General features: G+C 71.0%; 16 protein-coding genes. 8 read left to right on the forward strand and 8 right to left on the reverse strand.

The annotated features are described in order from the left end of the window. Nucleotides 1-193 precede the first annotated feature (193 nt). A complete protein-coding gene (locus HBB12_RS19050) occupies nucleotides 194-949 on the forward strand; it encodes an outer membrane protein (RefSeq protein ID WP_236990781.1) in 756 nt (251 codons plus the stop codon). 102 nt (nucleotides 950-1,051) lie between these two features. On the opposite strand, the gene HBB12_RS19055 is transcribed toward HBB12_RS19050, so the two are convergent. The 6 genes from HBB12_RS19055 to HBB12_RS19080 all read right to left on the reverse strand — a co-directional run bounded on the left by HBB12_RS19055 (nucleotide 1,052) and on the right by HBB12_RS19080 (nucleotide 8,897). Further along, nucleotides 1,052-3,673, reverse strand: coding sequence for a TIGR02302 family protein (locus HBB12_RS19055; protein ID WP_236990782.1), 2,622 nt, complete (start codon nucleotides 3,671-3,673; stop codon nucleotides 1,052-1,054). A gap of 86 nt (nucleotides 3,674-3,759) precedes the next feature. Then, entirely contained in the window at nucleotides 3,760-3,969 is a 210-nt protein-coding gene (locus HBB12_RS19060; RefSeq protein ID WP_236990783.1) for a hypothetical protein, read from the reverse strand. 195 nt (nucleotides 3,970-4,164) lie between these two features. After that, nucleotides 4,165-4,572: a PTH2-like family protein gene (locus tag HBB12_RS19065; RefSeq protein WP_236990784.1), complete on the reverse strand. Its 408-nt coding sequence runs from the start codon at nucleotides 4,570-4,572 to the stop codon at nucleotides 4,165-4,167. A gap of 32 nt (nucleotides 4,573-4,604) precedes the next feature. Next, on the reverse strand, nucleotides 4,605-5,468 hold the full coding sequence (locus HBB12_RS19070; protein ID WP_236990785.1) for an AraC family transcriptional regulator: 864 nt from the start codon (nucleotides 5,466-5,468) through the stop codon (nucleotides 4,605-4,607). After that, nucleotides 5,465-6,124: a YoaK family protein gene (locus HBB12_RS19075; RefSeq protein WP_236990786.1), complete on the reverse strand. Its 660-nt coding sequence runs from the start codon at nucleotides 6,122-6,124 to the stop codon at nucleotides 5,465-5,467. Before HBB12_RS19075 ends, HBB12_RS19070 begins: the two co-directional genes overlap by 4 nt. A 31-nt stretch (nucleotides 6,125-6,155) precedes the next feature. Beyond that, nucleotides 6,156-8,897 (reverse strand): bifunctional acetate--CoA ligase family protein/GNAT family N-acetyltransferase, encoded by a 2,742-nt coding sequence (locus HBB12_RS19080; protein WP_236990787.1) that lies wholly within the window; start codon nucleotides 8,895-8,897, stop codon nucleotides 6,156-6,158. 289 nt (nucleotides 8,898-9,186) lie between these two features. Here HBB12_RS19080 and HBB12_RS19085 point away from each other — a divergent pair, with 289 nt between their 5' ends. Continuing rightward, entirely contained in the window at nucleotides 9,187-9,513 is a 327-nt protein-coding gene (locus HBB12_RS19085; RefSeq protein WP_236990788.1) for a hypothetical protein, read from the forward strand. Nucleotides 9,514-9,709: 196 nt separating this feature from the next. After that, nucleotides 9,710-10,615, forward strand: a complete 906-nt coding sequence (locus HBB12_RS19090) for a peptidylprolyl isomerase (RefSeq protein ID WP_236990789.1) — start codon at nucleotides 9,710-9,712, stop codon at nucleotides 10,613-10,615. Nucleotides 10,616-10,857: 242 nt separating this feature from the next. Here HBB12_RS19090 and HBB12_RS19095 read toward each other — a convergent pair whose 3' ends face one another. Together HBB12_RS19095 and HBB12_RS19100 are read right to left on the reverse strand one after the other, a co-directional pair. After that, nucleotides 10,858-12,582, reverse strand: a complete 1,725-nt coding sequence (locus tag HBB12_RS19095) for a class I adenylate-forming enzyme family protein (RefSeq protein ID WP_236990790.1) — start codon at nucleotides 12,580-12,582, stop codon at nucleotides 10,858-10,860. 394 nt (nucleotides 12,583-12,976) lie between these two features. After that, nucleotides 12,977-13,750: an SDR family oxidoreductase gene (locus HBB12_RS19100; RefSeq protein ID WP_236990791.1), complete on the reverse strand. Its 774-nt coding sequence runs from the start codon at nucleotides 13,748-13,750 to the stop codon at nucleotides 12,977-12,979. A gap of 237 nt (nucleotides 13,751-13,987) precedes the next feature. Here HBB12_RS19100 and HBB12_RS19105 point away from each other — a divergent pair, with 237 nt between their 5' ends. The 5 genes from HBB12_RS19105 to HBB12_RS19125 all read left to right on the forward strand — a co-directional run bounded on the left by HBB12_RS19105 (nucleotide 13,988) and on the right by HBB12_RS19125 (nucleotide 22,315). Beyond that, nucleotides 13,988-15,190, forward strand: a complete 1,203-nt coding sequence (locus HBB12_RS19105; RefSeq protein WP_236990792.1) for an acetyl-CoA C-acyltransferase — start codon at nucleotides 13,988-13,990, stop codon at nucleotides 15,188-15,190. Between the two features lie 76 nt (nucleotides 15,191-15,266). Further along, entirely contained in the window at nucleotides 15,267-17,372 is a 2,106-nt protein-coding gene (locus HBB12_RS19110) for a 3-hydroxyacyl-CoA dehydrogenase NAD-binding domain-containing protein (protein WP_236990793.1), read from the forward strand. A 247-nt stretch (nucleotides 17,373-17,619) separates the two neighbouring features. Continuing rightward, nucleotides 17,620-18,828 (forward strand): pimeloyl-CoA dehydrogenase large subunit, encoded by a 1,209-nt coding sequence (gene pimC, locus HBB12_RS19115; RefSeq protein WP_236990794.1) that lies wholly within the window; start codon nucleotides 17,620-17,622, stop codon nucleotides 18,826-18,828. 233 nt (nucleotides 18,829-19,061) lie between these two features. After that, nucleotides 19,062-20,210 (forward strand): acyl-CoA dehydrogenase family protein, encoded by a 1,149-nt coding sequence (locus HBB12_RS19120; RefSeq protein WP_236990795.1) that lies wholly within the window; start codon nucleotides 19,062-19,064, stop codon nucleotides 20,208-20,210. Between the two features lie 128 nt (nucleotides 20,211-20,338). Then, a complete protein-coding gene (locus tag HBB12_RS19125) occupies nucleotides 20,339-22,315 on the forward strand; it encodes a transketolase family protein (RefSeq protein WP_236990796.1) in 1,977 nt (658 codons plus the stop codon). The last annotated feature ends 51 nt before the right edge of the window (nucleotides 22,316-22,366 follow it).

Consider the following 22,366-nt stretch of genomic DNA (forward strand, 5'->3'; position numbering starts at 1 on the left):
CCGACGCAGGGTCGCTCGACCTTCGACCGCGGGCATTGGTGTTGCGCAAATGCGATAGCCTCGAACAACCCATCATGATTGTGTGCGGCCGCTGAGCCGATCCGGCGCGACTCTGCGTCCGCCCGGCACGACATCCGAACCGGGCGGCGACCGCATGATCGGGCCGGCCCGACGATCCATGGGGGTTGTTCACGTGAAGTCCTACCTGCTCGCCGCCACGGGCCTGCTCGCGCTGGCGGGTGCCGCCCAGGCCGCCGACCTGCCGCGTCGCGTCGCGCCGCCGCCGGTCTATCCGGTGGCTCCGCCGGCCTTCACCTGGACCGGGTTCTACGCCGGTGTGAACGCGGGCGGCGCCGTCGGCGGCGACTTCCGCGCCTCGACGACCTCCCCGCGTCCGGCCGCCCTCCCGGCCTCCCGCGCCGAGGCCTCGGCCGCCGGCTTCGTGGCGGGCGGCACCGTGGGCTACAACTACCAGTTCACGCCCGATAACGGCTTCGTGGTCGGCATCGAGACCGACGCGAACTACTCCGACATCCACAACGAGTTCCGCGCGTCGGCCGGTGCCGCCAGCGCCAATGGCGGCCTGAAGACCGACACCTACTTCGTCACCGTCCGGGGCCGCGTCGGCTACGCCTGGGGGCCGCTGCTGGCTTACGCCACCGGCGGCTGGGCCTTCACCGAGATCGGCATCCGCGGCATCGCCACGGGACCGGGCCTCGTGCTGCCGGCCTCCATCAACGCCTCGGTCCCGGTCGACGGCTACACCGTCGGTGCCGGCCTCGAGTACATGATCACTCCGAGCCTCTCGGTGAAGGGCGAATACCTCTACGCCGATCTCGGGCGGGACGTCCGCTTCCGCGCCTTCGGCACGCAGTTCGGCGCGCGCACCGGCCTCGACACCCACCTCCTGAAGGTCGGCATCAACTACCACTTCAACCTGTTCAACTGAGCGCGCGGGGCCGCTGCGGCGGCTCCTCCGCTCCGTGGAACGGTCATACGAAAGGCGGCGCGGTCCCCCCGGACCGCGCCGCCTTTCACTTCGGAATCCTGCTCAGTTCCGCCGCAGCAGGCGCTCGAAGTAATCGAGCTCTTCCGCCGGGCGGCTCGGATCGCCGAGCTTGCGGCGCAATTCCTCCAGGATGCGCCGGGCCCGCTCGACGCCGGATTCCTCGGCGGTCGGCACGCGCACGCGGCCGTCGGAGAAGTCGCGGCTGCGGGTCGGGCGGCCGAGGGGATCGTTGTCGCGGGCGCCCTGACGGCCGGGCTGGGTGGGATTGCCCTGGCCCTGCTGCTGCCCGTCGGCCTGCTGGCCGTCGCCGTCCTGGCCCATCTGCTGCATCTGCTGGGCCATGCCCTGCGCGCCGCGCTGCAATCCTTCGAGGGCACGCCCCTGGGCGTCGACGGCGGACCCGTCCTGGCCCTGGCCGAGGGCGTTCTCGGCCTCGCGCATCGCCTGCTCGGCATCGGACAGGCCCTGCTCGCCCTGCATGCCGAGCTCCTTCATCCGGCGCTGCAAGTCCTCCAGGCGCTGGCGCAGGGCCTGCTGGCGATCCCCGACCCCGCCTTGCTTCTCGCCCTGCTGCCCCCCTTGCTGGCCGGGCTGCTGGCCGTCCTGCCCCTGGGGTTCGCCGCGCTGGCCCTGCTGCCCGCGCTGGCCTTGCTGGCGCTGGCCCTGCTGGCCGGGCTGCTGCGGCTGGCCGCGATTGCCGAAGCGGCGCTCCTGGCCCTGGCGGAAGGTCTCGTCGCGCAGGCCCTGCTGCTCGCCGGCCATCGCCTCCAGATCCTGCATCTGGCGGTTCATCTCGCGGGCGGTGGGGTCGCTCATACGCGAGTTGGGCTGGGCGGTCTGCAGGTTCTCCAGGATGCCGCGGAGCTGGTCGAGCAGGCGCTGGGCCTCCGCCACGTCGCCGCGCTTCATCGCCTCCTGCATCTGGTCGAGCATCTTGGAGAGGTCGTCCGGCGTCACCGTCCGGTCGGCCTGCTGGTTCTGCTGCCCGGGATTCTGCGGGTTCTGCTGCTGGCGCTGGGCGAATTCCTTCAGGAAGCGGTCCATCGCCTGGCGCAGCTCCTCGGTGAGCTTGGCGATCTCCTGGTCGGAGGCGCCGCGCTCCATCGCGTCCTTGAGCCGGTCCTGGGCGGCGCGGAGCGCCTTCTCGGCATCCGAGAGGTCGCCCTCCTCGATCTGCAAGGCCATGGTCCAGAGAAGGTCGGCGACCTCCGTGAGCGCCTCGTCGGTCTTCGCGGTGCGCAGGCGCTGCGCCGCCTCCCGCAGGCCGAGGAAGACGCCCCATTGCGGCGTGAACCGCTCCGGCGCGATCAGGAGCGCGTCGAGGGAGGTCTCGACCCGGGCCCGGCTGCCGTCCGGGTCGAGGACGAGGCGGCGCCGCTCCTCGGCCAGCGAACGCGCGAGCGGCTTGGTGAAGAACCGGCCCGGCAACGTGAAGGCGAGGGGGGCGGAGCGCCCCTCCTGGCCCGCCTCGTCCTTCGCCACCAGGGTCAGCAACACCTTGGCGCCGGCCCAGGGGTTGTCGGTGAGGTCGATCAGCGTGCGGGTGTCGCCGGTCCCCTGCGCATCGGCCGGCAGGCTCAGGGTCAGGCGCGGCGGCGGCACCAGGCTGCGCCCCTTCGTCTGCGGCTCGACGATCCCTTCCGCGGAGGCGATGCCGTAATCGTCCTTGGCCCGGTAGGCGAGGGTGAAGGTACCGCGCCCGTTGGTCTCCGGCTGGCCCGCGAAGGCGATCTCCGGCGGCCGGTCGGGGATGGTCTCGATGGTCAGCCGATGGGTGCTGGCAAAGCCCGTCTGCACCGCGACCTCGGCGGTGCCGCCGGTGAGCGTGAAGCGCTCCTCGCGCAGGTCGGGCCGGGCCGGCGCGGTGGCGGGCAGGGCCTTGAGGCCGGCGCCCGGCGTCACCGTCGCGTCGCTGGCGCCGGCGATGCGCACCACCAGCGTCGAGTTCACCGGCGCCCGCAGGCGCTGGCCCGCCTCCGCCAGGGTGACGATGAGGGGGGGCGTCCGGGTATAGAGCGGCGGGTCGATCCAGCCGTCGACCCGGAACGAGGGCGCGGCCGCGACGGGCCCGCGCCAGTCGAAGGCGGCGCGCAGGCGCTCGCCGGCTTCCGGCCCCGCCACGAAGGCGGCACCCACGGCGGCGAGGATCGCGCCGGCGCGCAAGGCGAAGGGATCGCGCCGGGTCATCCCGGGCCGCGGGCCGGAGACCTTCAGCCGCGCCAGCGTGGCGGCGGCGCGGTTCCGATGCAGGGCCCAGAGCGCCCTTGTGCCGGGATCGTCCTGGCCCAGCGCCAGCGTGTCCTCGAGCGTCCGGGCCGGGCGGTGGCCGAGGCCCGCATCGCGGTCGATCCGCGCCAGCGCCTGGGTCCGTGCGATCCGGCGCAGGCGCACGAGCGGCAGCAGGGCGGCGGCGAGGGCGAGACCGAACAGCGCCACCCCGGCCATGCGCCAGGCCGGCCCGGCATCGAGCCACAGCCCGAGCCACGAGACGGCGAGGAAGGCCAGCAGAACCGCGAGGCCGCGCCACAGGATCGGCCAGGCCTGCTCCCACAGGGTCACCCGCCCGGCCCGCAGCACCAGCCGGTCGAGCCCGGCGCGCACCGGATCGGCCCGGCCCTCCTGGGCGGGCTTGCGTTGCGCGCTCTCCGGCTCGGCCTTCATCATGCCTGGCTCCCGCTGGCACCGTCCGCGGACGGGCGACGAGGGCAGGCTAGCATGCCGGCCGGGTCGGGCCAGCGGGTCAAATCGGCTCAGGCCGGCCGGTCCTTGCGCGGCCTGTCCGCGTCGGGGGCATGCGGCACGCCCCCGCTCTGCCGTACCGCCGCGTCGCGCAGGGGCTGCACGGCGTTGCGGGCCTGGGCCAGGGTCGCCTGGTGCTCGGCGGCGACGCGGAACGCGCGCGCGACCACGGCCTCGGCGCGGGCGAGAAGATTGCCTTGGAGATTGCCTGGGGGTGCCATTCGTCAGCGTCTCCCGGATCACATGCCGGGACGTTAGCCGGAGAGGACTGGTCACCCCGTTCGGAAATCCTCTCGCATTTTAGCGATCACGGCTCGGGCGGCGCGGGAGATCGCCGCCGGTCGGGATCGTCTCGATCGCCTTTGGGGTGACGGGGAGACGACTGCCATCGGTTCGGACCCATGCTCGGTCCTGTTTCATGGATGCAAAGCCGCCCCCTTCGTCGCCTTGTCGACGTCCTTCCTCGGGCCGTGGAGGGCGAGGCCGACGAGGTCCGGCGCGTCGGCGGGCTCGGACCGGAACACCTCGCGGTTGGCGGCGTCGTGCCCGGTCTCGAACATCGTCCGGACATAGGCGCTGCGGGCGAGGTCGCGCCGGATCGCCTGCTGCCAGGCGCGCTGGAGCACCTCGGTGGTAGCGGCGAAGATCAGCATCGGCTGGCCGAGCAGGCGGGCGTGGCGGCGGCCCGCCGCGTCGAGATAGGGTTCGCCCATCGCCTCGGGCACGGCACCGGCGATGCCGGTCGCCAGGAACGCGGTGACGTTCAGCTTCTGCCACACGGCGAGGTCGTCGCGGACCAGGATGGCCACCTTGGTGTCGAACATCGGGCTCTCCCTGCGGGTGATGGAGCGCAGGGCTAGTCGAGGGCGATCGCTCCGTCTGGAACGTTCGTGCGCCCGCTCCGGTAGACCGCCGGGGTGAGGCCGTAGGCGCGGCGGAACCAGCGGCCGAGATGGCTCTGGTCGGAGAAGCCGGCGGCGAAGGCGGCCTCGGCCGGCGGCGTCCCGGCGCGAAGCAACGCCCGGGCCCGGGCGAGGCGGATCTCGACCATGCAGGCATGCGGCGAGGTGCCGAAGCGCCGCCGGAAGGCGCGGGCGAGCTGGAACCGGTCCGCCGCCCCGGCGGCCCGGGCGAGCGTGTCGAGGCCGAAGGCCGTCGCGGCGTGGGCCCTGATGAAATCCATCGCCCGCTCGGCGACGACCGGATCGCCGTCGGGCGGCGGGGTGGAGGATGCGGCGCCGAGATGGCGGCGCAGGTGCCCGGCGAGATCGTCCAGGGCCGCGTCGGTCGCGAGCGGCGAGGCGGCGCCGAACACGGCGCGACATGCCCGGGCGATGGCCCCGCCGAGATGCCGGTCGTCGGCCAGCGTGCGGCGGAACCCGATTCCCGCATCGCTGCCGCCCATCTCGCGTCGCAGCCAGTCCTGCGGCAGGTAGAGCATGCTGTAGCGGAAGCCCGGCTCCTCCAAAGCCTGCCCGTCATGGCGCTCGCCGGGCTCGATCAGGATCACCCGCCCGGCGACGCTCTGCCGGCGCGCGCCGCGGCAGTAGAAATCCTGGATGCCCTCATGGGTCACCCCGACCAGCCACTCGTCGTGGTGGTGCATGTCGTAGGCGTGGCCGAGGAACCGCGCCGTCACCGCCTCGATGCCGCTGGCGGCATCGCGCCGGAGATGGACGAAGTCGCGAACCGGCGGGCCCTGGTTCGATCCGCCGGTCACGCCGCCGCACCCACCCGCATCGCCCGTCCCACCGCGAGCGCCAGCACCAGCCCGACCACCGTGACCGGGACCACCAGCGCCTCGAGCCCGTAGCCCCGATAGGCCAGGCCCCCGGCCACCGCCCCGCCGACCAGCGCCAGCCAGGTGCAGGCATCCGGCACCCAGCCGAAGATCGGGCCCATCCGCGTCGCGGCCTGCGCCAGGGTGTGGCTGAGGCTGAACAGGGTACCGGTCACGAAGGTGACGCCGGGGCGAAAGCCCGCGCTCCGGCGCAAGGCCGCGTTCTGCGCCCCCATGGCGGCGGCGAGCAGCGGCGCCACCGGGCCTTGCGCCGGGCTGAAGGCCAGCGACAGCGCGACCATCAGGAGCGCGGCCTCGACGCAGAGCACCGCCGCCGGCCCCCAGCGCCCGGGCACGCGCAGCGAGACCAGGCTGCCGCAGAAGCCCCCGGTGAGGAAGCAGACGAACAGGAGGGCAATCTCCCAGGCGACGGGGTGGCCCGCCTGGGACAGCGAGACCGCGAACTGGGTCGAGTTGCCGCTCATGAACGAGGTGTAGAGCCCGTCGAGCCGCAGGAAGCCGACGGCGTCGACGTAGCCGGCGGCGGCGGTGAGCAGCAGGCCACCGGCGATGTCGAGGGGAGGAGTGTCACGCATGCGGGAGCGGAATCTTGCGAGAGCCTGACTCTCAGGGGGACGGCGCGGCACTCTCCTCCGTCAGGGCGCGCCGCACCAGCATCAGGTCGGGGTCGGAGGGGTCCGTCCTTACCGTAAAGCCGAGCTTGCGGCACATCGCCAGCATGGTGGTGTTCTCGCGCAAGACCTGGCCCTCGACGTGGCGTAAGCCCTCGGCCCGGGCCCAGTCGAGCATCAGCCCCATCAGCGACCAGCCCAGCCCGAGGCCCTTGAGGTCGGAGCGGACCAGGATCGCGTATTCGCCGGTCTCGTGGTTGGCATCCGCATGGAGGCGCACCGCCCCCATCATCGTGCCGTTGGCCTCCTCGATCGCCACGAAGGCGATGGCGCGGGCATAGTCGAGCTGGGTGAGGCGGGCGAGGAAGGCGTGGCTGAAGTCGCGCACCGGCGCGAAGAAGCGCAGGCGCAGGTCCTCGGCGCTGACTTGGCGGAAGAAGGCCTCGAACAGCCCCTCGTCCTCGGCCCGGACCGGGCGGACCAGGATCGCCTGCTCGTCGAGGGTGATGCGGCGCTCCCAGGCGCCCGGATAGGGCCGCACGGCGAAGCGCGCATGGCTCGGGCCGGCCCCCGCGTCGCGCCGCCGCTCCGGCGGCAGCGGCGCGACCGCCGCGCGGGCGTCGAGGGCGATGACGCCGTCGCGGTCGGCCAGCAGCGGGTTGATGTCGAGCTCGCGCAGCTCGGGCAGGTCGGCGGCGAGCTGGCCGAGCTTGACCAGCACCAGGGCGACCGCCGCCTCGTCGGCGGCCGCGACATCGCGATAGGCCTTGAGCCGGCGCGCCACCCGGGTGCGGCCGATGAGGTCGGCGGCGAGCCGCCGGTCGAGGGGCGGGAGCGCCAGCGCCCGGTCGTCGATCACCTCGACGGCGGTGCCGCCGCGGCCGAACACCACGACGGGACCGAAGACCGGATCGTCGACGAGCCCGGCGATCAGTTCGCGCGCTTGCGTCCGCCGCAGCATCGCCTGGACGACGAACCCGGTCACCCTTGCATCGGGCCGCTCCCGCGCCGCCCGGGCCAGCATCTCGGCCGCCGCCTCGCGCACCGCCGCCTCGCTGGAGAGCCCCAGCCGCACGCCGCCGATGTCGGACTTGTGCACCACGTCCGGCGAGGCGAGCTTCAACGCCACCGTGCCCCCCGCCGCGATGATCGGCCAGGCGGCCTCCGCCGCCGCGTCGGAATCGGCGGCGAGGGTCACCCTCTGGGCCGGGATGCCGTAGGCGGCGAGCAGGTCCGCCATCTCGCGCGGGTCGAGCCAGGTCCGTCCCTCGGCGAGCACACGATCGACGATCGTCCTGGCGGCGCCGGCATCCGGCACCAGGTCGGCGGGGAGCATCGCCGGGGTGGTGGTGAGATCGTCCTGCGCCTCGCGGTAGCGCACCAGATGGGTGAAGCCCTCGACCGCATCGGCATCGGTGGCGAAGCGCGGAAGGCCGGCCTGGCTCAGGATCTCGCCGGCCGCCTCGTCGCCGACGGTGACGGCGAAGACCGGCCGGGCGCGAAAGCTGCCCTTGCGGCCGGTCTTCACCGCCTCGACGATCGCGCGCGCCACCGCACCGCCGCTCGAGAGGGCGGTGGGCACGTTGATGACCAGCACGGCGTCGTTGTCGCGGTCGGCCATCAGCGCCTCCAGGGCGGCGGCGTAGCGCGGCCCGTCGGCATCGGCTCCGATATCGACCGGGTTGCGCCAAGCGGCCGGATCGGTGCCCGGGACCACCGTCGCCAGCCGCGCCCGGGTCTCGTCCGAGAGGCCCGCCAGGGTACCGCCGAGATCCATCAGCCGGTCGACCGCGATGGCGCCGACGCCGCGGCCATTGGCGAGGATCGCGAGGCGCCGCCCCGGGAAGGGACGCTGGCGCCCGAGCGTCTCGACCGCCGAGAACATCTCGTCGAGGTCCTGCACCCGCAGGAGGCCCGCCCGCCGGAAGGCGGCGTCGTAGACCGCGTCCTTGCGCGCGAGAATCCCCGTATGGGTGGCGGCACGGCCGTCGATCGCCCGGGCGGTGTCGTGCCGCCCCGAGCGCAGCACCACCACGGGCTTCGCCCGCGCGGCGGCCCGCGCCGCCGACATGAATTTCGGCGCGTCGGACACGCTGTCGATGGAGAGCAGGATCGCCCGGGTGCGGATGCAGGCGGCGAAATGATCGAGGCAATCGGCGATGTCGACGTCGATCGCGTTGCCCAGCGAGACGATGCCCGAGAAGCCGGTGCCGCGTCCTTGCGCCCAGGCGACGATACCCGCCGCCACCGTGCGCGACTGCGAGATCAGCGCCAGGTCGCCGGGGAGCGGCGCCCGGGCGAGCAGGCTGGCATTCAGCGCGCTCCCCGGCACCGCGAGCCCCATGCTGTCGGGCCCGACGAGGCGAAGGGAATGCCGCCGCGCCGCCGCTCGCGCCGCTTCCGCCAGCGAATCCGGTCCGCTGCCGAGGCCTGTGGTGATGATGACGGCCGCCCCGCAGCCCCGGCGGCCCGCCGCCGCCACCACCTCCGGCACGGTCTCGGGCGGGGTGACGATCACCACGAGGTCGGCGGGCTCGGGCAGGTCGGCGAGATCGGCGAAGGCCTGCACGCCGTCGACGCGGTCGTGGCGCGGGTTCACCGGCCAGATCGGGCCCTGGAAGCCGGCCTCGCGCAGGTTGCGCAGGATCGCGGCGCCGAACGCGTTCGGCCGCTCGCTCGCGCCCACCAGCGCCACGGAGCGCGGGCTGAGGAGCCTGTCGAAGCGGTAGGTGCTCATGAACGTCCAGGCTCCGGGTCGGCGACGGCGGGCGGCGCGGATCGGCCAGTGGGCAAGTCAGTTAGGGCAGGGCGGCCCGAAGGTCACGGGACGCCCGGACCGGGGGAGGGCGCGACGTCGCGGCACGAGGTCACCGATGACGAGCATGAATGGGTGTGCAAGCGTGCGATGCTGCAATGCAATATGTTTCTATTGCGTCGCACCATGGTGAATGATCTACTGCGGTCTCCCGGCAGATCCCGGCTTTCCGGATGCGCTTCCCGCGCCGGACAGAACTCCTGGACCACCGATGCGTCTCCTCTCCCTCACCGCTCTCGGCCTCGTCCTCGCGACCGCGGCCGGCGCCTCCGAGCTGAATCCGCGCCAGGCCCACAGCCTCGATCTCGGTCCGGTGCGCGGCTCGGCCTACTACACCGTCGAGAAGGACGGCCTGCGGGTCGTCGCCACCCTGGCTCCGGCGGATGCCGGTGCCGCGACCCCGCTGCGGGTCATCACCACGCTGGCCTCCGACCAGGTCGTCAGCTTCTCGGTGCCCGGCACCCAGGACGGTGCCGCCGCCTCGGTGGCCTTCGCCCGCCGCGGCAACCGGGTCGAGGTCGCCTCGACCGGCTACTGAGTTCCAGCCTCCCTCGCGGATCACGGGATCCGCGGGGAGACCCCCTGTGCGTCCTGCCGGTGTGTTTCCTGCCGCGGGAGTGAGTGCCTGGGCCCTGCCGCTGCGGCGCACGCGCCGCTTGTCTTGTCTGCCGATCTTTGCCACCTGTCCGCCGGTCTCAAGACCGACTTCGCGCACGGGCCCCAAGGATCACGCCATGCCGACCCTCTCCCCCCTCTGGCGCAACGGCGCGCTCGCCCTCGGGCTCCTTCTGCCGGGAGCGGCACTCGCTCAAGCGCCCGCCCCCGCCGCGGCCCCTGCCGCCGCTCCGGCCCCCGCCCAGTCGCCCGACACCGTCGTCGCCAAGGTCAACGGCTCACCCATCACCGCCGGCGATCTCGCGGTGGCGGCCGACGATCCGGCCCTGTCGCTGCCCGGCGTCGACGAGGCGCAGAAGAAGGGTCTCCTCGTCGACTACATGGTCGACCTGAAGATCGGCGCCCAGGCAGCCGAGAAGGCCAAGATCGCCGACAACCCGGACTTCGTCCGCAAGCTCGCCTACTTCCGCGACAAGCTCCTCCTCGACGAGTACCTGGAGCGCGAGGCCAAGAAGGCGGTGACGCCGCAGGCCGAGCGGGCGCTCTACGACGAGACCGTCAAGGCGATGAAGCCCGAGGAGGAGGTGCATGCCCGCCACATCCTCGTCGACAACGAGGCCGAGGCCAAGAAGATCGCCGCGCGCCTGAAGGCCGGCGAGGACTTCGCCAAGGTCGCGGCCGAGACCTCGAAGGATCCCGGGTCGAAAGCCGAGGGCGGCGATCTCGGCTGGTTCACCAAGGAGCGGATGGTCGCGCCCTTCGCCGACGCGGCGTTCAAGATGGAGGCCGGCAAGATCTCCGACCCGGTCAAGACCCAGTTCGGCTGGCACGTCATCAAGGTCGAGGAGAAGCGCACCAAGCCGGTGCCGAGCTTCGACGAGATGAAGGAGCAGGTCGAGGCCTATCTCACCCGCAAGACGCAGCAGGACCTGATCACCAAGCTGCGCGAGGGCGCGAAGATCGAGAAGACTGCGGCGGCCCCGGCCGCTCCGGCGACCGCGCCGAAAGCGGACGAGAAGAAGTAAGACCCGACTTCGGTCGACGGAAAGCCCCGGGGAGCACGGCTTCCGGGGCTTTTTGCCGGGGAACGCGGTACACGACACTGGTCTGAAGTCTGCCGGCTATCGGGCTCTCACAGCCGCGACCTCAGGATGAGGTCGCGGCTGTGAGAGGCGATCGCTGCGGATTCCGCGGGCCGACACGACGCGGACGGGACCTGCATCGTTGAGAACGATCACAAGATAAAATCTGCAACTTTCTTCCAAGATCAAAACAACTTCTTCAACTCTCCCTTCAAGATCTTGCCGCTCGGGTTGCGCGGCAGAATCTCGTCGTGGAGCAGGATGCGCACCGGTACCTTGAAGGCGGCCAGCCGCGCGGCCACGAAGGCGCGCAAGTCCGCCTCGTTGGCTTCCGCACCGCGGGCGATCGCCACCACGGCGCCGGGCTCCTCGCCCAGCGTCGGGTGGGGGATGCCGACGACGGCGGCGTCGACCACCGCCGGGTGATCGTAGAGGACGCCCTCGACCTCGGCGCAGTAGATGTTCTCGCCGCCGCGGATCAGCATGTCCTTGGCCCGGTCGACGATGGTGATGAAGCCCTCCTCGTCGATCCGCGCGAGGTCGCCGGTGCGCAGCCAGCCGTCGCGAAACACCGTCGCGTCGGCGTCGGGCCGGTTCCAGTAGCCGGCGACCACGATCGGGCCCTTGACCCATAATTCCCCGACCTCGCCGGACGGCAGCGGGTTCTCCTCCGGGTCTCTCACCTCCGCTTCGCAGATCGGCAGGGGCGGGCCGCAGCTCTCGGGGCGGTGGACGTAATCCTCGCTCTGGTGGTGGGTGAAGGTGGCGGTGGTCTCGGTCATGCCCCAGCCGGTCGCCGGCTGGGCGTTCGGGAAGGCGGCACGCAGGCGGCGCACCAGGTCGGCCGGGGCCGGGGCGCCACCGTAGCTGATCGTCTCCAGGGACGAGAGGTCGTGGGTGCCGGCCGCCATCCCGTCGAGGAGCTGGAACGCGATCGTCGGCACGCCGCCGGCGCTGGTGCAGCGCTCGCGCTCGATCAAGGCCATCGCGCGGGCGAGGTCCCAGCGCCGCATCATCACCAGGCGCCCGCCGCGGAAGAGGTTCGGCACCAGGGTGGCGAAGCAGCCGGTGACGTGGAAGAGCGGGATCGAGAGCAGGCCCACCTTCTGGGGCGCCGACGGGTCCGGTGCCGGGACCGGCTCGCCCCGGCGCAGGAAGGCGCGGGCGGCCGAGAACGGATGCGCCATCACGTTGCTGGCGCCGGCCCGGTGGGTGCCGATCGCTCCCTTCGAGCGGCCGGTGGTGCCGGAGGTGTAGAACAGGGTGGCGACGTCCTCCGGACCGATCGGCAGGTCGGGGATCCGGCCCTCCGGCAGCTTGGCCCAGTCCGCGATCGGGCCGATGAGGTCGGTCAGGCTCTCGGTGCCGACGGCGGCCGGCGCGCGGGCGATCAGCACCCGCTTGAGGGCCGGATAGCCGTCGCGGCGCTCGATGATGCGGGCCCAGCGTTCCTCGTCGACGATGGCGACGCAGGCACCGGAATCGATGAAGCCGTGATCGAGCTCCGGGCCAGTCCACCAGGCGTTCAGCGGCGTCGCGATGGCCCCGGTGAGGAGCGCCGCGAAGAACGCCACCGGCCATTCCGGCAGGTTGCGCATCGCGATCGCCACCCGGTCCCCGGGGCGGACGCCGCCGCGGATCAGGTCGTCGGCCAGCGCCAGGGTGGCGCGGCCGAACGCCTCGAAGCTCGCCCGCTCGTCCTCGTAGACTAGGAAGGTCTTGTCCCCGTGCGCGCGTCCGGCGAGGAACACGTCGCGCAGGGTGAGCGGCGCGTTGGCCCAGATCCGGGTCGGCACGCCGCGGATCGCGATCTCCCTCACCGCGAAGGGCGAGCCCGGCGCGGTCAGGCGCGCATTCACCTCGGCAAGCGAGAGGGCGGGCCAGGACGGGGCAATCGTCTGCTCGGTCATCGGCGGGCTCGTGACTGGCGGCTCGCTGGGAGCCTGTTTGGCTTGGATGTTCTAAGCAGACTTGCGTTGGCAGGCCAACGCTTCGTCCGCTTAGATCCTTGTTTTATCGCAGATTTTTTCCGCAAAACCGGCGGCCACTTTTGCGAAATCTGCTTAGCCTCTTGCTCCCACCCGCGACCTCATCCTGAGGTGCTGGCGATCGAAGATCGCATTCGACCGCAGTGAGCCTCGAAGGAGGGCTCCAGAGAGCGCGGAGAGTTCTGGATCCCTACTTAGAGATCGGTCGATCTCCGATCGAGTGCGATCTCTGATCGCCAACACCTCAGGATGAGGTCGCGGGTGGGATGGAAAGGCATGACGGATGGCGACGTGACGGGGTGGGCTGTGCGCCCGGTCAGGTGATCGTCTGGCCGCCGTCGATCACGATGCTCTGGCCGGTCATGAAGGCGCCGGCCGGGCTCGCGAGGAAGACCGCGGCGCCTGCGATCTCGTCGGGCTGGCCGATGCGGGCGAGCGGCGTGCGCGCCGTGTAGGCGGCCCGCGACGTGGGGTCCTCCCACAGGGCGCGGGCGAAGTCGGTCTGGATCAGGCCCGGGGCGATGCAGTTGACCCGCACGTTGTGCGGTCCGAGCTCCACCGCGAGGTTGCGGGCGAGCTGGAAATCGGCCGCCTTCGAGACGTTGTAGGCGCCGATCACGCCCGAGCCCTTCAGGCCGCCGACCGACGAGACCAGGATGACCGACCCGTCCCGACGCTCGATCATGCCGGGGGCGCAGAACCCGATCAGCCAGTGGCTGGCGATCACGTTGTTGTCGAGGATCTTGCGGAACTGGTCGTCCGAGATGCCGCTCATTGGCCCGTAATAGGGATTCGAGGCGGCGTTGCAGACCAGCGTGTCGATGCGGCCGAAGCGGTCCTCGGTGCCCTTCGCCAGGCGCTCCAGGTCGCTCTTCGACGAGATGCTGGCGGCGATCACATGAGCCCGTTCCGCGCCGTGGCGGGCATTGATCGCCTCGGCCACCGGCGCGCAGGCCTCCGCCTTGCGCGAGGAAATCACCACCTTGGCGCCGTGCTCGGCCAGGCGCTCGGCGATGGCGCGGCCGATGCCGCGGGACGAGCCGGTGACGATGGCGACGCGGCCGGTGAGATCGAAGAGCGGCGTCTGCATGGGGGCGTCCTCCCGCGGGGCCTTCTCAAACAGGCCTTGCTTTTGCGGCGAGCTTAGCCCCGTATGGCGATTAAGCAAGCCGTGTTTTCGAAAACGCGGCCGTAGCGAGGGCGGAACCGAGAGCAATTCCCTCGCTCCGGCCCAGAGTCCGGGGGCTTGCGGCTCCATACCCAATCCCCGATAATACGGCAAAACCCGTCCTCCGTAGCGGTGGGCGGCATCGGAGGAGACCACCAGATGCGGGAAGCCGTCATCGTCGCCACCGCGCGCACCCCCATCGGCAAGGCCTACCGGGGCGCCTTCAACGACACGCAAGGGCAGGCGCTCGGCGGACACGCCATCGCGCATGCCGTGAAGCGCGCCGGCATCGACCCGGCCGAGATCGGCGACGTGGTGATGGGCGCAGCCCTCCAGCAGGGCTCGACCGGCGGCAACATCGCCCGTCAGGCGGCCTTGCGTGCCGGGCTGCCCGAGACGGTGGCCGGCATGAGCCTCGACCGGCAATGCGCGTCGGGCCTGATGGCGATCGCCACGGCGGCCAAGGAAATCATCACCGACGGGCTCGACGTCGCGGTCGGCGGCGGTCTCGAATCGATCTCGCTGGTGCAGAACGACAAGGTCAACCGGTTCCGGGCCCAGGATCCGTGGCTCGTCGAGCACGTGCCGGCGATCTACATGACGATGATCGAGACCGCCGAGAACGTGGCGGCGCGCTACGGCATCAGCCGCGAGGCGCAGGATTCTTATGCCCTGCAATCGCAGCAGCGCACGGCCCGGGCGCAAGCCGAGAATCGGTTCGCCGACGAGATCGTGCCGATGGCCGCCCGCATGGCGGTCGTCGACAAGGCGACCGGCGCGGTGTCGCACAAGGACGTGACGCTCTCCCAGGACGAGGGCAACCGGCCCCAGACCAAGCTCGAGGACCTCCAGGGCCTCAAGCCCGTGTTCAAGGACGGCCAGCGGATCAAGGAAGGCCGGTTCATCACCGCCGGCAATGCCAGCCAGCTCTCGGACGGGGCGGCGGCGGTCGTGCTGATGGAGGCGCGCGAGGCCGAGCGCCGGGGTGTGACGCCGCTCGGTGCCTATCGCGGCATGGCGGTCGCCGGCTGCAACCCGGACGAGATGGGCATCGGCCCGGTCTTCGCGGTGCCCAAGCTCCTCAAGCAGCACGGATTGAGGGTCGAGGACATCGATCTCTGGGAGCTGAACGAGGCCTTCGCCAGCCAGGTGCTCTATTGCCGCGATAAACTCGGCATCCCGGACGAGCGCCTGAACGTCAATGGCGGTGCGATCTCGATCGGGCATCCCTACGGCATGTCGGGGGCAAGGATGACCGGGCACATCCTGCTGGAAGGACGGCGCCGCGGCGCCAAGTACGGGGTGGTGACGATGTGCGTCGGCGGCGGCATGGGCGCCGCGGGCCTGTTCGAGATCTACTGATCCTGCCACATTCCGGCTCGTGACGGCGCCCGGCAAGAGGCGCCCGGAGGAAGCCGGCAGAGGGATTTTTTGGGATATGGCGCAAGATTCCAACGCCCAAGGTACGCCGACCAACGACAACGTCGTGTCGACCTCCCGCGAGGGCGCGGTCGCGGTACTGACGCTGCAATCCGGCCCGGTCAACGCGCTCGGCACCGCGCTCCGCCAGGGCATCCTGGCGGCGGTGGACGCCGCGGAGGCCGATCCCGCCGTCAAGGCGATCGTGCTGATCGGCGGTGGCCGGATGTTCTCGGCCGGGGCCGACATCACCGAGTTCGGCAAGCCGCAAAGCGGCATCAGCCTGCCCGACCTCCTCAACCGCATCGAGGCGGCGAGCAAACCCGTCGTCGCGGCGATCCACGGCAACGCGCTGGGCGGTGGCTTGGAGACGGCGCTCGCCTGCCATTACCGGGTGGCTTTGCCGAGCGCCAAGGTCGGCCTGCCCGAGGTCAAGCTCGGCATCCTGCCGGGTGCGGGCGGCACCCAGCGCCTGCCGCGGGTGGTGGGCCCGCGCAAGGCGCTCGAGGTGATCGTCGGCGGCTCGCCGATCGGCGCCAAGGCGGCGGCCGCGATGGGGCTGATCGACGAACTGGCCCCGGAGGACGGGCTTCGCGCCCACGCGGTCGCCTTTGCCGAGCGGGTGGTGGCGGAAGGCCGGCCGCTCCTGAAGATCCGCGACCGCGACGACAAGATCGCGGACGGGCGCGACAATCCCGGCCTGTTCGCGGAATTCCGCGAGGAGAATGCCCGCAAGACCCGTGGCTTCGAGGCGCCCGCGGCCTGCATCGCCTGCATCGAGGCCGCCTGCCGGCTGCCCTTCGACGAGGGTCTGGCTTTCGAGCGCGCAGAGTTCCAGAAACTCGTCTCCGGCACCCAGTCGGCGGCGCAGCGCTACGTGTTCTTCGCCGAGCGCCAGACCGCCAAGATCCCGGACGTGCCGGACGACACGCCCGCCCGCCCCATCGCCCGCGTCGGCGTGATCGGCGCCGGCACGATGGGCGGCGGCATATCGATGAATTTCCTGAACGCCGGCATCCCGGTGACGATCGTCGAGACGAAGCGCGAGGCGCTGGATCGCGGCCTCAAGACCATCCGCACCAACTACGAGAACACGGCCAAGAAGGGCCGGTTGAAGCCGGAGGACGTCGAGACCCGGATGGGCCTCCTCACCGACACCCTGGAGCTGGAAAAGCTCGCCGAGTGCGACCTCATCATCGAGGCCGTGTTCGAGGATATGGGCATCAAGAAGGAAATTTTTTCCAAGCTCGACACCATCGCCAAGCCCGGTGCGATCCTGGCCTCCAACACCTCCTATCTCGATATCGACGCCATCGCGGCGATGACCAGCCGGCCGGCCGACGTGATCGGCATGCACTTCTTCTCGCCGGCCAACGTCATGCGCCTGCTGGAAGTCGTGCGCGGTGAGAAGACCGCCAAGGACGTCGTCGCCACGGCGATGCAGATCGGCCGCAAGATCGGCAAGATCTCGGTCCTCGTCGGCGTCTGCCACGGCTTCGTCGGCAACCGGATGCTGGCCGAGCGCCAGCGCGAGGCCAACCGGCTGATCCTCGAGGGCGTCACCCCCTGGGACGTCGACCGGGTGATCTACGAGTTCGGCCTGCCGATGGGCCCGTTCACGATGAGCGACCTCGCCGGCCTCGACATCGGCTGGAGCCGGGAGACCAACAAGTCGCAGAGCGTCCGCGACCTCCTCTGCGAGCAGGATCGCCGCGGCCAGAAGACGAGCGCCGGCTTCTACGACTACGACGCCAAGCGCAAGGCGACGCCCTCGAAGGTCACCGAGGAGATCATCGCGAAGGTGGCCGAGCGCCAGGGCGTCGAGCGCCGGGATGCCACCGACCAGGAGATCCTGGAGCGCACCCTCTACCCGATGGTCAACGAGGGCGCGAAGATCCTCGAAGAGGGCAAGGCGATCCGGGCCTCCGACATCGATATCGTGTGGATCAACGGCTACGGCTGGCCGGTCTATCGCGGCGGCCCGATGTTCTGGGCCGACACGATCGGGTTGCCGAAGGTCCTGGAGCGCCTGCGCGCCTACCAGGCCGAGTACGGCGACGCGTTCAAGCCGTCGGCGTTGCTGGAGCGGCTGGCGGCCGAGGGCAAGGGCTTCAAGGATCTGTAAGGCGCGACGCGCGTGAGCATGAACCCTCCCCCCTCTGCGGGGGAGGGTGCTCGGCGGAGCCGGGCGGGAGAGGGGGACGCCGCTTCCGGATCAGACTGAACCGTTCTGAAGGGCGCCAAGTCTTGCAGCGTCGCGCTGCCCCTCTCCCGGCCCCTGCTCACGCAGGGTCCACCCTCCCCCGCAGAGGGGGGAGGGTTCGGCGTCGAGCCGACCTCTTCAAGACAACAAATCATCCAGGAGGCACCCCATGGATCTTCGCTTCACCCCCGAGGAGCGCGCCTTCCGCCAGGAAGTCCGCACCTTCTTCCAAGAGAACCTGCCGCAGGAGATCCGCCAGAAGCTGATCGACGGCCGTCATCCGTCGAAGGACGACATCGTCACCTGGCAGAAGATCCTCAACAAGAAGGGCTGGGCGGTGCCGAACTGGCCCGTCGAGTGGGGCGGCACCGGCTGGGATCCGGTGCGCCAGTACATCTTCCTCGACGAGCTGCAGAGCTTCCCGGCCCCGTCGCCGCTGCAATTCGGCGTCTACATGGTCGGGCCGGTGATCGCGCAGTTCGGCAACGAGGCGCAGAAGAAGCACTTCCTGCCGCGCATCGCCAACATCGACGACTGGTGGTGCCAGGGCTTCTCGGAGCCGGGCTCGGGCTCCGACCTCGCCTCGCTCAAGACCAAGGCGGTGCGTGAGGGCGACCACTACATCGTCAACGGCCAGAAGACCTGGACCACGCTCGGCCAGTATGCCGACTGGATCTTCTGCCTGGTGCGCACCGACGCCACCGTAAAGAAGCAGGAGGGCATCAGCTTCCTCCTCATCGACATGAAGACGCCGGGCATCACCGTGCGGCCGATCCAGACCATCGACGGCGGGCACGAGGTCAACGAGGTCTTCTTCGACGACGTGAAGGTGCCGGTCGAAAATCTGGTCGGCCAGGAGAACAAGGGCTGGGACTACGCCAAGTTCCTGCTCGGCAACGAGCGTACCAACATCGCCCGGGTCGGCGTCTCGAAGCAGCGCATCCGGCGCCTGAAGGAGCTGGCGGCGATCGAGCGCGTCGGCGACACGCCGATCCTGGAGAATCCGCGCTTCCGCGAGAAGCTGGCGGCGCTCGAGATCGAGCTGAAGGCGCTGGAGATGACCCAGCTGCGGGTGGTGGCGGCCGAGCGCACCCGCGAGAAGGGGAAGCCCGACCCGGCCTCCTCGATCCTCAAGATCAAGGGCTCGGAGATCCAGCAGGCGACGACCGAGCTGCTGCTCGAGGTCGTGGGCCCCTACGCCCTGCCTTACGCCGCCGAGGACGAGGGCGACGACCACTTGAGCAACGAGCCGCCGGTCGGCCCCGACTGGGCGGGGCCGGCCGCGCCGACCTACTTCAATTGGCGCAAGATCTCGATCTACGGCGGCTCGAACGAGATCCAGAAGAACATCATCGCGAAGGCGATTTTGGGCCTATGAGGATAGGGGAGGGTTGGGCTGGAAAGTAGCCACCCGACCCTTCCTCCCCTCGACCTCATCCTGAGGTGTCAGTCGATCGAAGATCGACTGACCTCGAAGGAGGGCTCCAGGGACCACCGAGACTTCTGGAGCCCTCCTTCGAGGCTCCCTCCGGTCGCACCTCAGGATGAGGTCGTGATTGGGATCAATCGAACAAGCCGCGTTTCGAGACCGGCGAGAACGGAAACGACCCGATGGATTTCGATCTGAGCGAGGAGCAGCGCCTCCTCAAGGACAGCGTCGAGCGGCTGCTGACCGACCGCTACGATTTCGAATCCCGCAAGCGCTACGGGAAGGAGCCGGAGGGCTTCGCCAAGGCGATGTGGGTGGCTTACGCCGAGCAGGGCCTGCTCGCGGTGCCGTTCTCGGAGGAGGATGGCGGCATCGGCGGCGGGCCGGTCGAGACGATGATCGTCATGGAGGCGTTCGGCGGCGCGCTGGCGCTGGAGCCCTACCTCGCGACGGTCGTGCTCTCCGGCGGCGTGCTGCGTCATGCCGCGAGCCCGGAGCAGCGCGCCGAATGGCTGCCCGGCCTCATCGCCGGCGAGACCCGCTACGCCTTCGCGCATAGCGAGCGCCAGGCCCGCTACGACCTGCACGATGTCGGCGTCACCGCGCGGCGCGACGGCGACGGGTGGGTGCTGGAGGGGGAGAAGTCCCTGGTCCTGCACGGGGACAGTGCTGACCGGCTGATCGTCTCCGCCCGGACCGCGGGCTCGCGCCGCGACCGCGACGGGATCGGACTGTTCCTGGTCGAGGCGAACGCCGAGGGCGTGTCGCGCCGCGGCTACCCGACCCAGGACGGGATGCGGGCAGCCGAGGTGTCGCTGTCCTCGGTCCGCGTCGGAGCGGACGCGGTGATCGGCGATCCGGCAGGCGCCCTCCCGGTGATCGAGCAGGTCACCGACGAGGCGATCGCGGCGCTCTGCGCCGAGGCGGTCGGGGCGATGGACCGGATGCACAACCTGACGGTCGAGTACCTGAAGACCCGCAAGCAGTTCGGGGTGACGATCGGCTCGTTCCAGGTGCTCCAGCACCGCGCCGCCGAGATGTTCATCGCGCTCGAACAGGCCCGCTCGATGGCCTTCCTCGCCACCATGATGGCGGGCGAGGACGAGGCGGACGAACGCGCCCGGGCGATTGCCGGCGCCAAGGTGCAGATCGGCCGCTCCGGCCGCATCGTCGGCCAGGGCGCGGTGCAGCTCCATGGCGGCGTCGGCGTCACCATGGAATACAGCGTCGGCCACTACTTCAAGCGGGTCACGATGATCGACCAGCTGTTCGGCGATGCCGACCACCATCTCGGCCGCGTCGCCCGGATGGGCGGGCTGATCGCCGCCTGACGCGGGATCGAGCGGGAGATGAATCCCGCTCATCCCGGCGCGGATAAAACTCGTTTGAGTTCCGTCCCGGGCGATTGTTGGGTGATCGTGCCTCAAGAGCACCCGACAATCCCCGGGAGGGAATCCAGATGACCGGCACCGAGCCGCGCGCGCTCGCGGATGCGATCCGCTTCCTGTCCATCGACGCCATCGAGCGGGTGGGCGAGGGGCATCCGGGCACGCCGCTCGGCGCCGCCGACACGGTGACGGCGCTCTTCACCCGCCACCTCAAGTTCCTGGCCCGCGAGCCGCTTTGGTTCGACCGCGACCGCTTCGTCCTGTCGAACGGCCACGGCTCGATGCTGCTCTATTCGCTGCTGCATCTCTCAGGTTATGCGGGGATCGGGCTCGACGACATCAAGCGCTTCCGCGAGCTCGGCTCCCCCTGCGAGGGCCATCCGGAATACGCCCCCGCCCATGGCATCGAGACCACCACCGGGCCGCTGGGCCAGGGCATCGCCAACGCCGCCGGCATGGCGCTGGCCGAGGCCTACCTGAACCGCTGGCTCGGGCCCGACCTCATCGACCACCGCACCTATGCGCTGGTCGGCGACGGCTGCCTCCAGGAGGGCGTCGGCCAGGAGGTGATCTCGCTCGCCGGGCACCTGGGCCTCGGCAAGCTCACCTTCCTGTGGGACGACAACCGGATGACCGACGACGGCGCGATCGACCTCGCGCTGAGCGACGACATGGCGGCGCGGTTCCGCCTGAGCCACTGGCACGTCCAGGAGGTCGACGGCCACGACATCGAGGCGGTCTCGGCCGCCCTGCTGCTGTCCAAGGCCGATCCGCGCCCCTCGATGATCCGCTGCTCCACGGTGATCGGCCGCGGCCTGCCCGGCGTCGAGGGTACCCGGGCGGCCCATTCCGCCCGCATCCCGGCTTCTTTGAGCGAGGCCGCCCGCAAGGCGCTGAACTGGCCGCACCCCGCCTTCGAGATCCCGGACGAGATCCGCGCCGCCTGGCGCGCGGCCGGCGAGCGCAACGCGCCCGAATTCGACTCCTGGACCCGCCGCGTCGCCGCCCTGCCGCCGGAGCGCCGCCGCCTGCTCGACCGCCTGCGCGAGGGCAAGCTGCCGGAGGGCTGGGACGCGCCCCTGCGCGCCTTCCGTGACGAGGCCGCCCGGTCGGGCAAGGCGCAATCCGGCATCGCGCTCTCGGGCGAGCTGGTCGACCGCCTCGCGGATGCCATTCCGGAACTCCTCTCCGGCGCGCCGGACCTCGAGGGTGCGACCCAGCACAAGCGCAAGCTCAAGGCCTTCACCGCCGAGGACCAGGGCGGGCGCTACGTCCATTACGGCATCCGCGAGCACGCCATGGGGGCGATGATGAACGGCATGGCCGCCCATGGCGGCGTCGTGCCGGTCGGCGTCACCTACCTGGTCTTCTCCGACTACCTGCGCCCGACCTTAAGGCTCGCCGCCATGATGGGGCTGCCGGTGCCGTTCGTGTTCAGCCACGATTCGATCGGCATCGGCCGCAACGGGCCGACCCACCAGCCGGTCGAGTACCTGGCCTCGCTGCGCGCCATTCCCAACATGCTGGTCCTGCGTCCGGCCGACGCCGTCGAGGCGGCGGAATGCTGGGAGATCGCACTTCAGACCCGCACCGGCCCGTCCTCGTTGATCTTCGCCCGCCAGGCCCTGCCGGCAGTCCGGCGCGAGGCGGGGTCCGAGAACCTGTCCGCCCGCGGCGCCTACGTGCTGGAGGAGGCCACCGGCCCCCGCCGGGTCACGCTGCTCGCCACCGGCTCGGAGGTGGCGCTCGCCGTCGAGGCGCGCCGCCGCCTGGAGGAGGAGGGGGTTCCGACGGCGGTGGTCTCGATGCCGTCCTGGGAGCTGTTCGAGCGCCAGGACGCCGCCTATCGCCGCGCCACCCTCGGGCCCGGCACCGTCCGGGTCGGGGTCGAGGCGGCGGTGCGCCTCGGCTGGGACCGCTATCTCGGCGAGGACGGCGGCTTCGTCGGCATGAGCGGCTTCGGTGCCTCGGGGGCGGAAGCCGACCTCGCCCGCCATTTCGGCTTCACGCCGGAGCGGGTCGTGGAGGAGGTGCGGGCGCGGCTGTAGCTCACCGGGTCCCGCCCTTCCGGGAGCCTCAAGCAGAGGTTCCCGGGAGGG

Source organism: Methylobacterium sp. SyP6R (genome assembly GCF_019216885.1).
Lineage (GTDB): Bacteria > Pseudomonadota > Alphaproteobacteria > Rhizobiales > Beijerinckiaceae > Methylobacterium.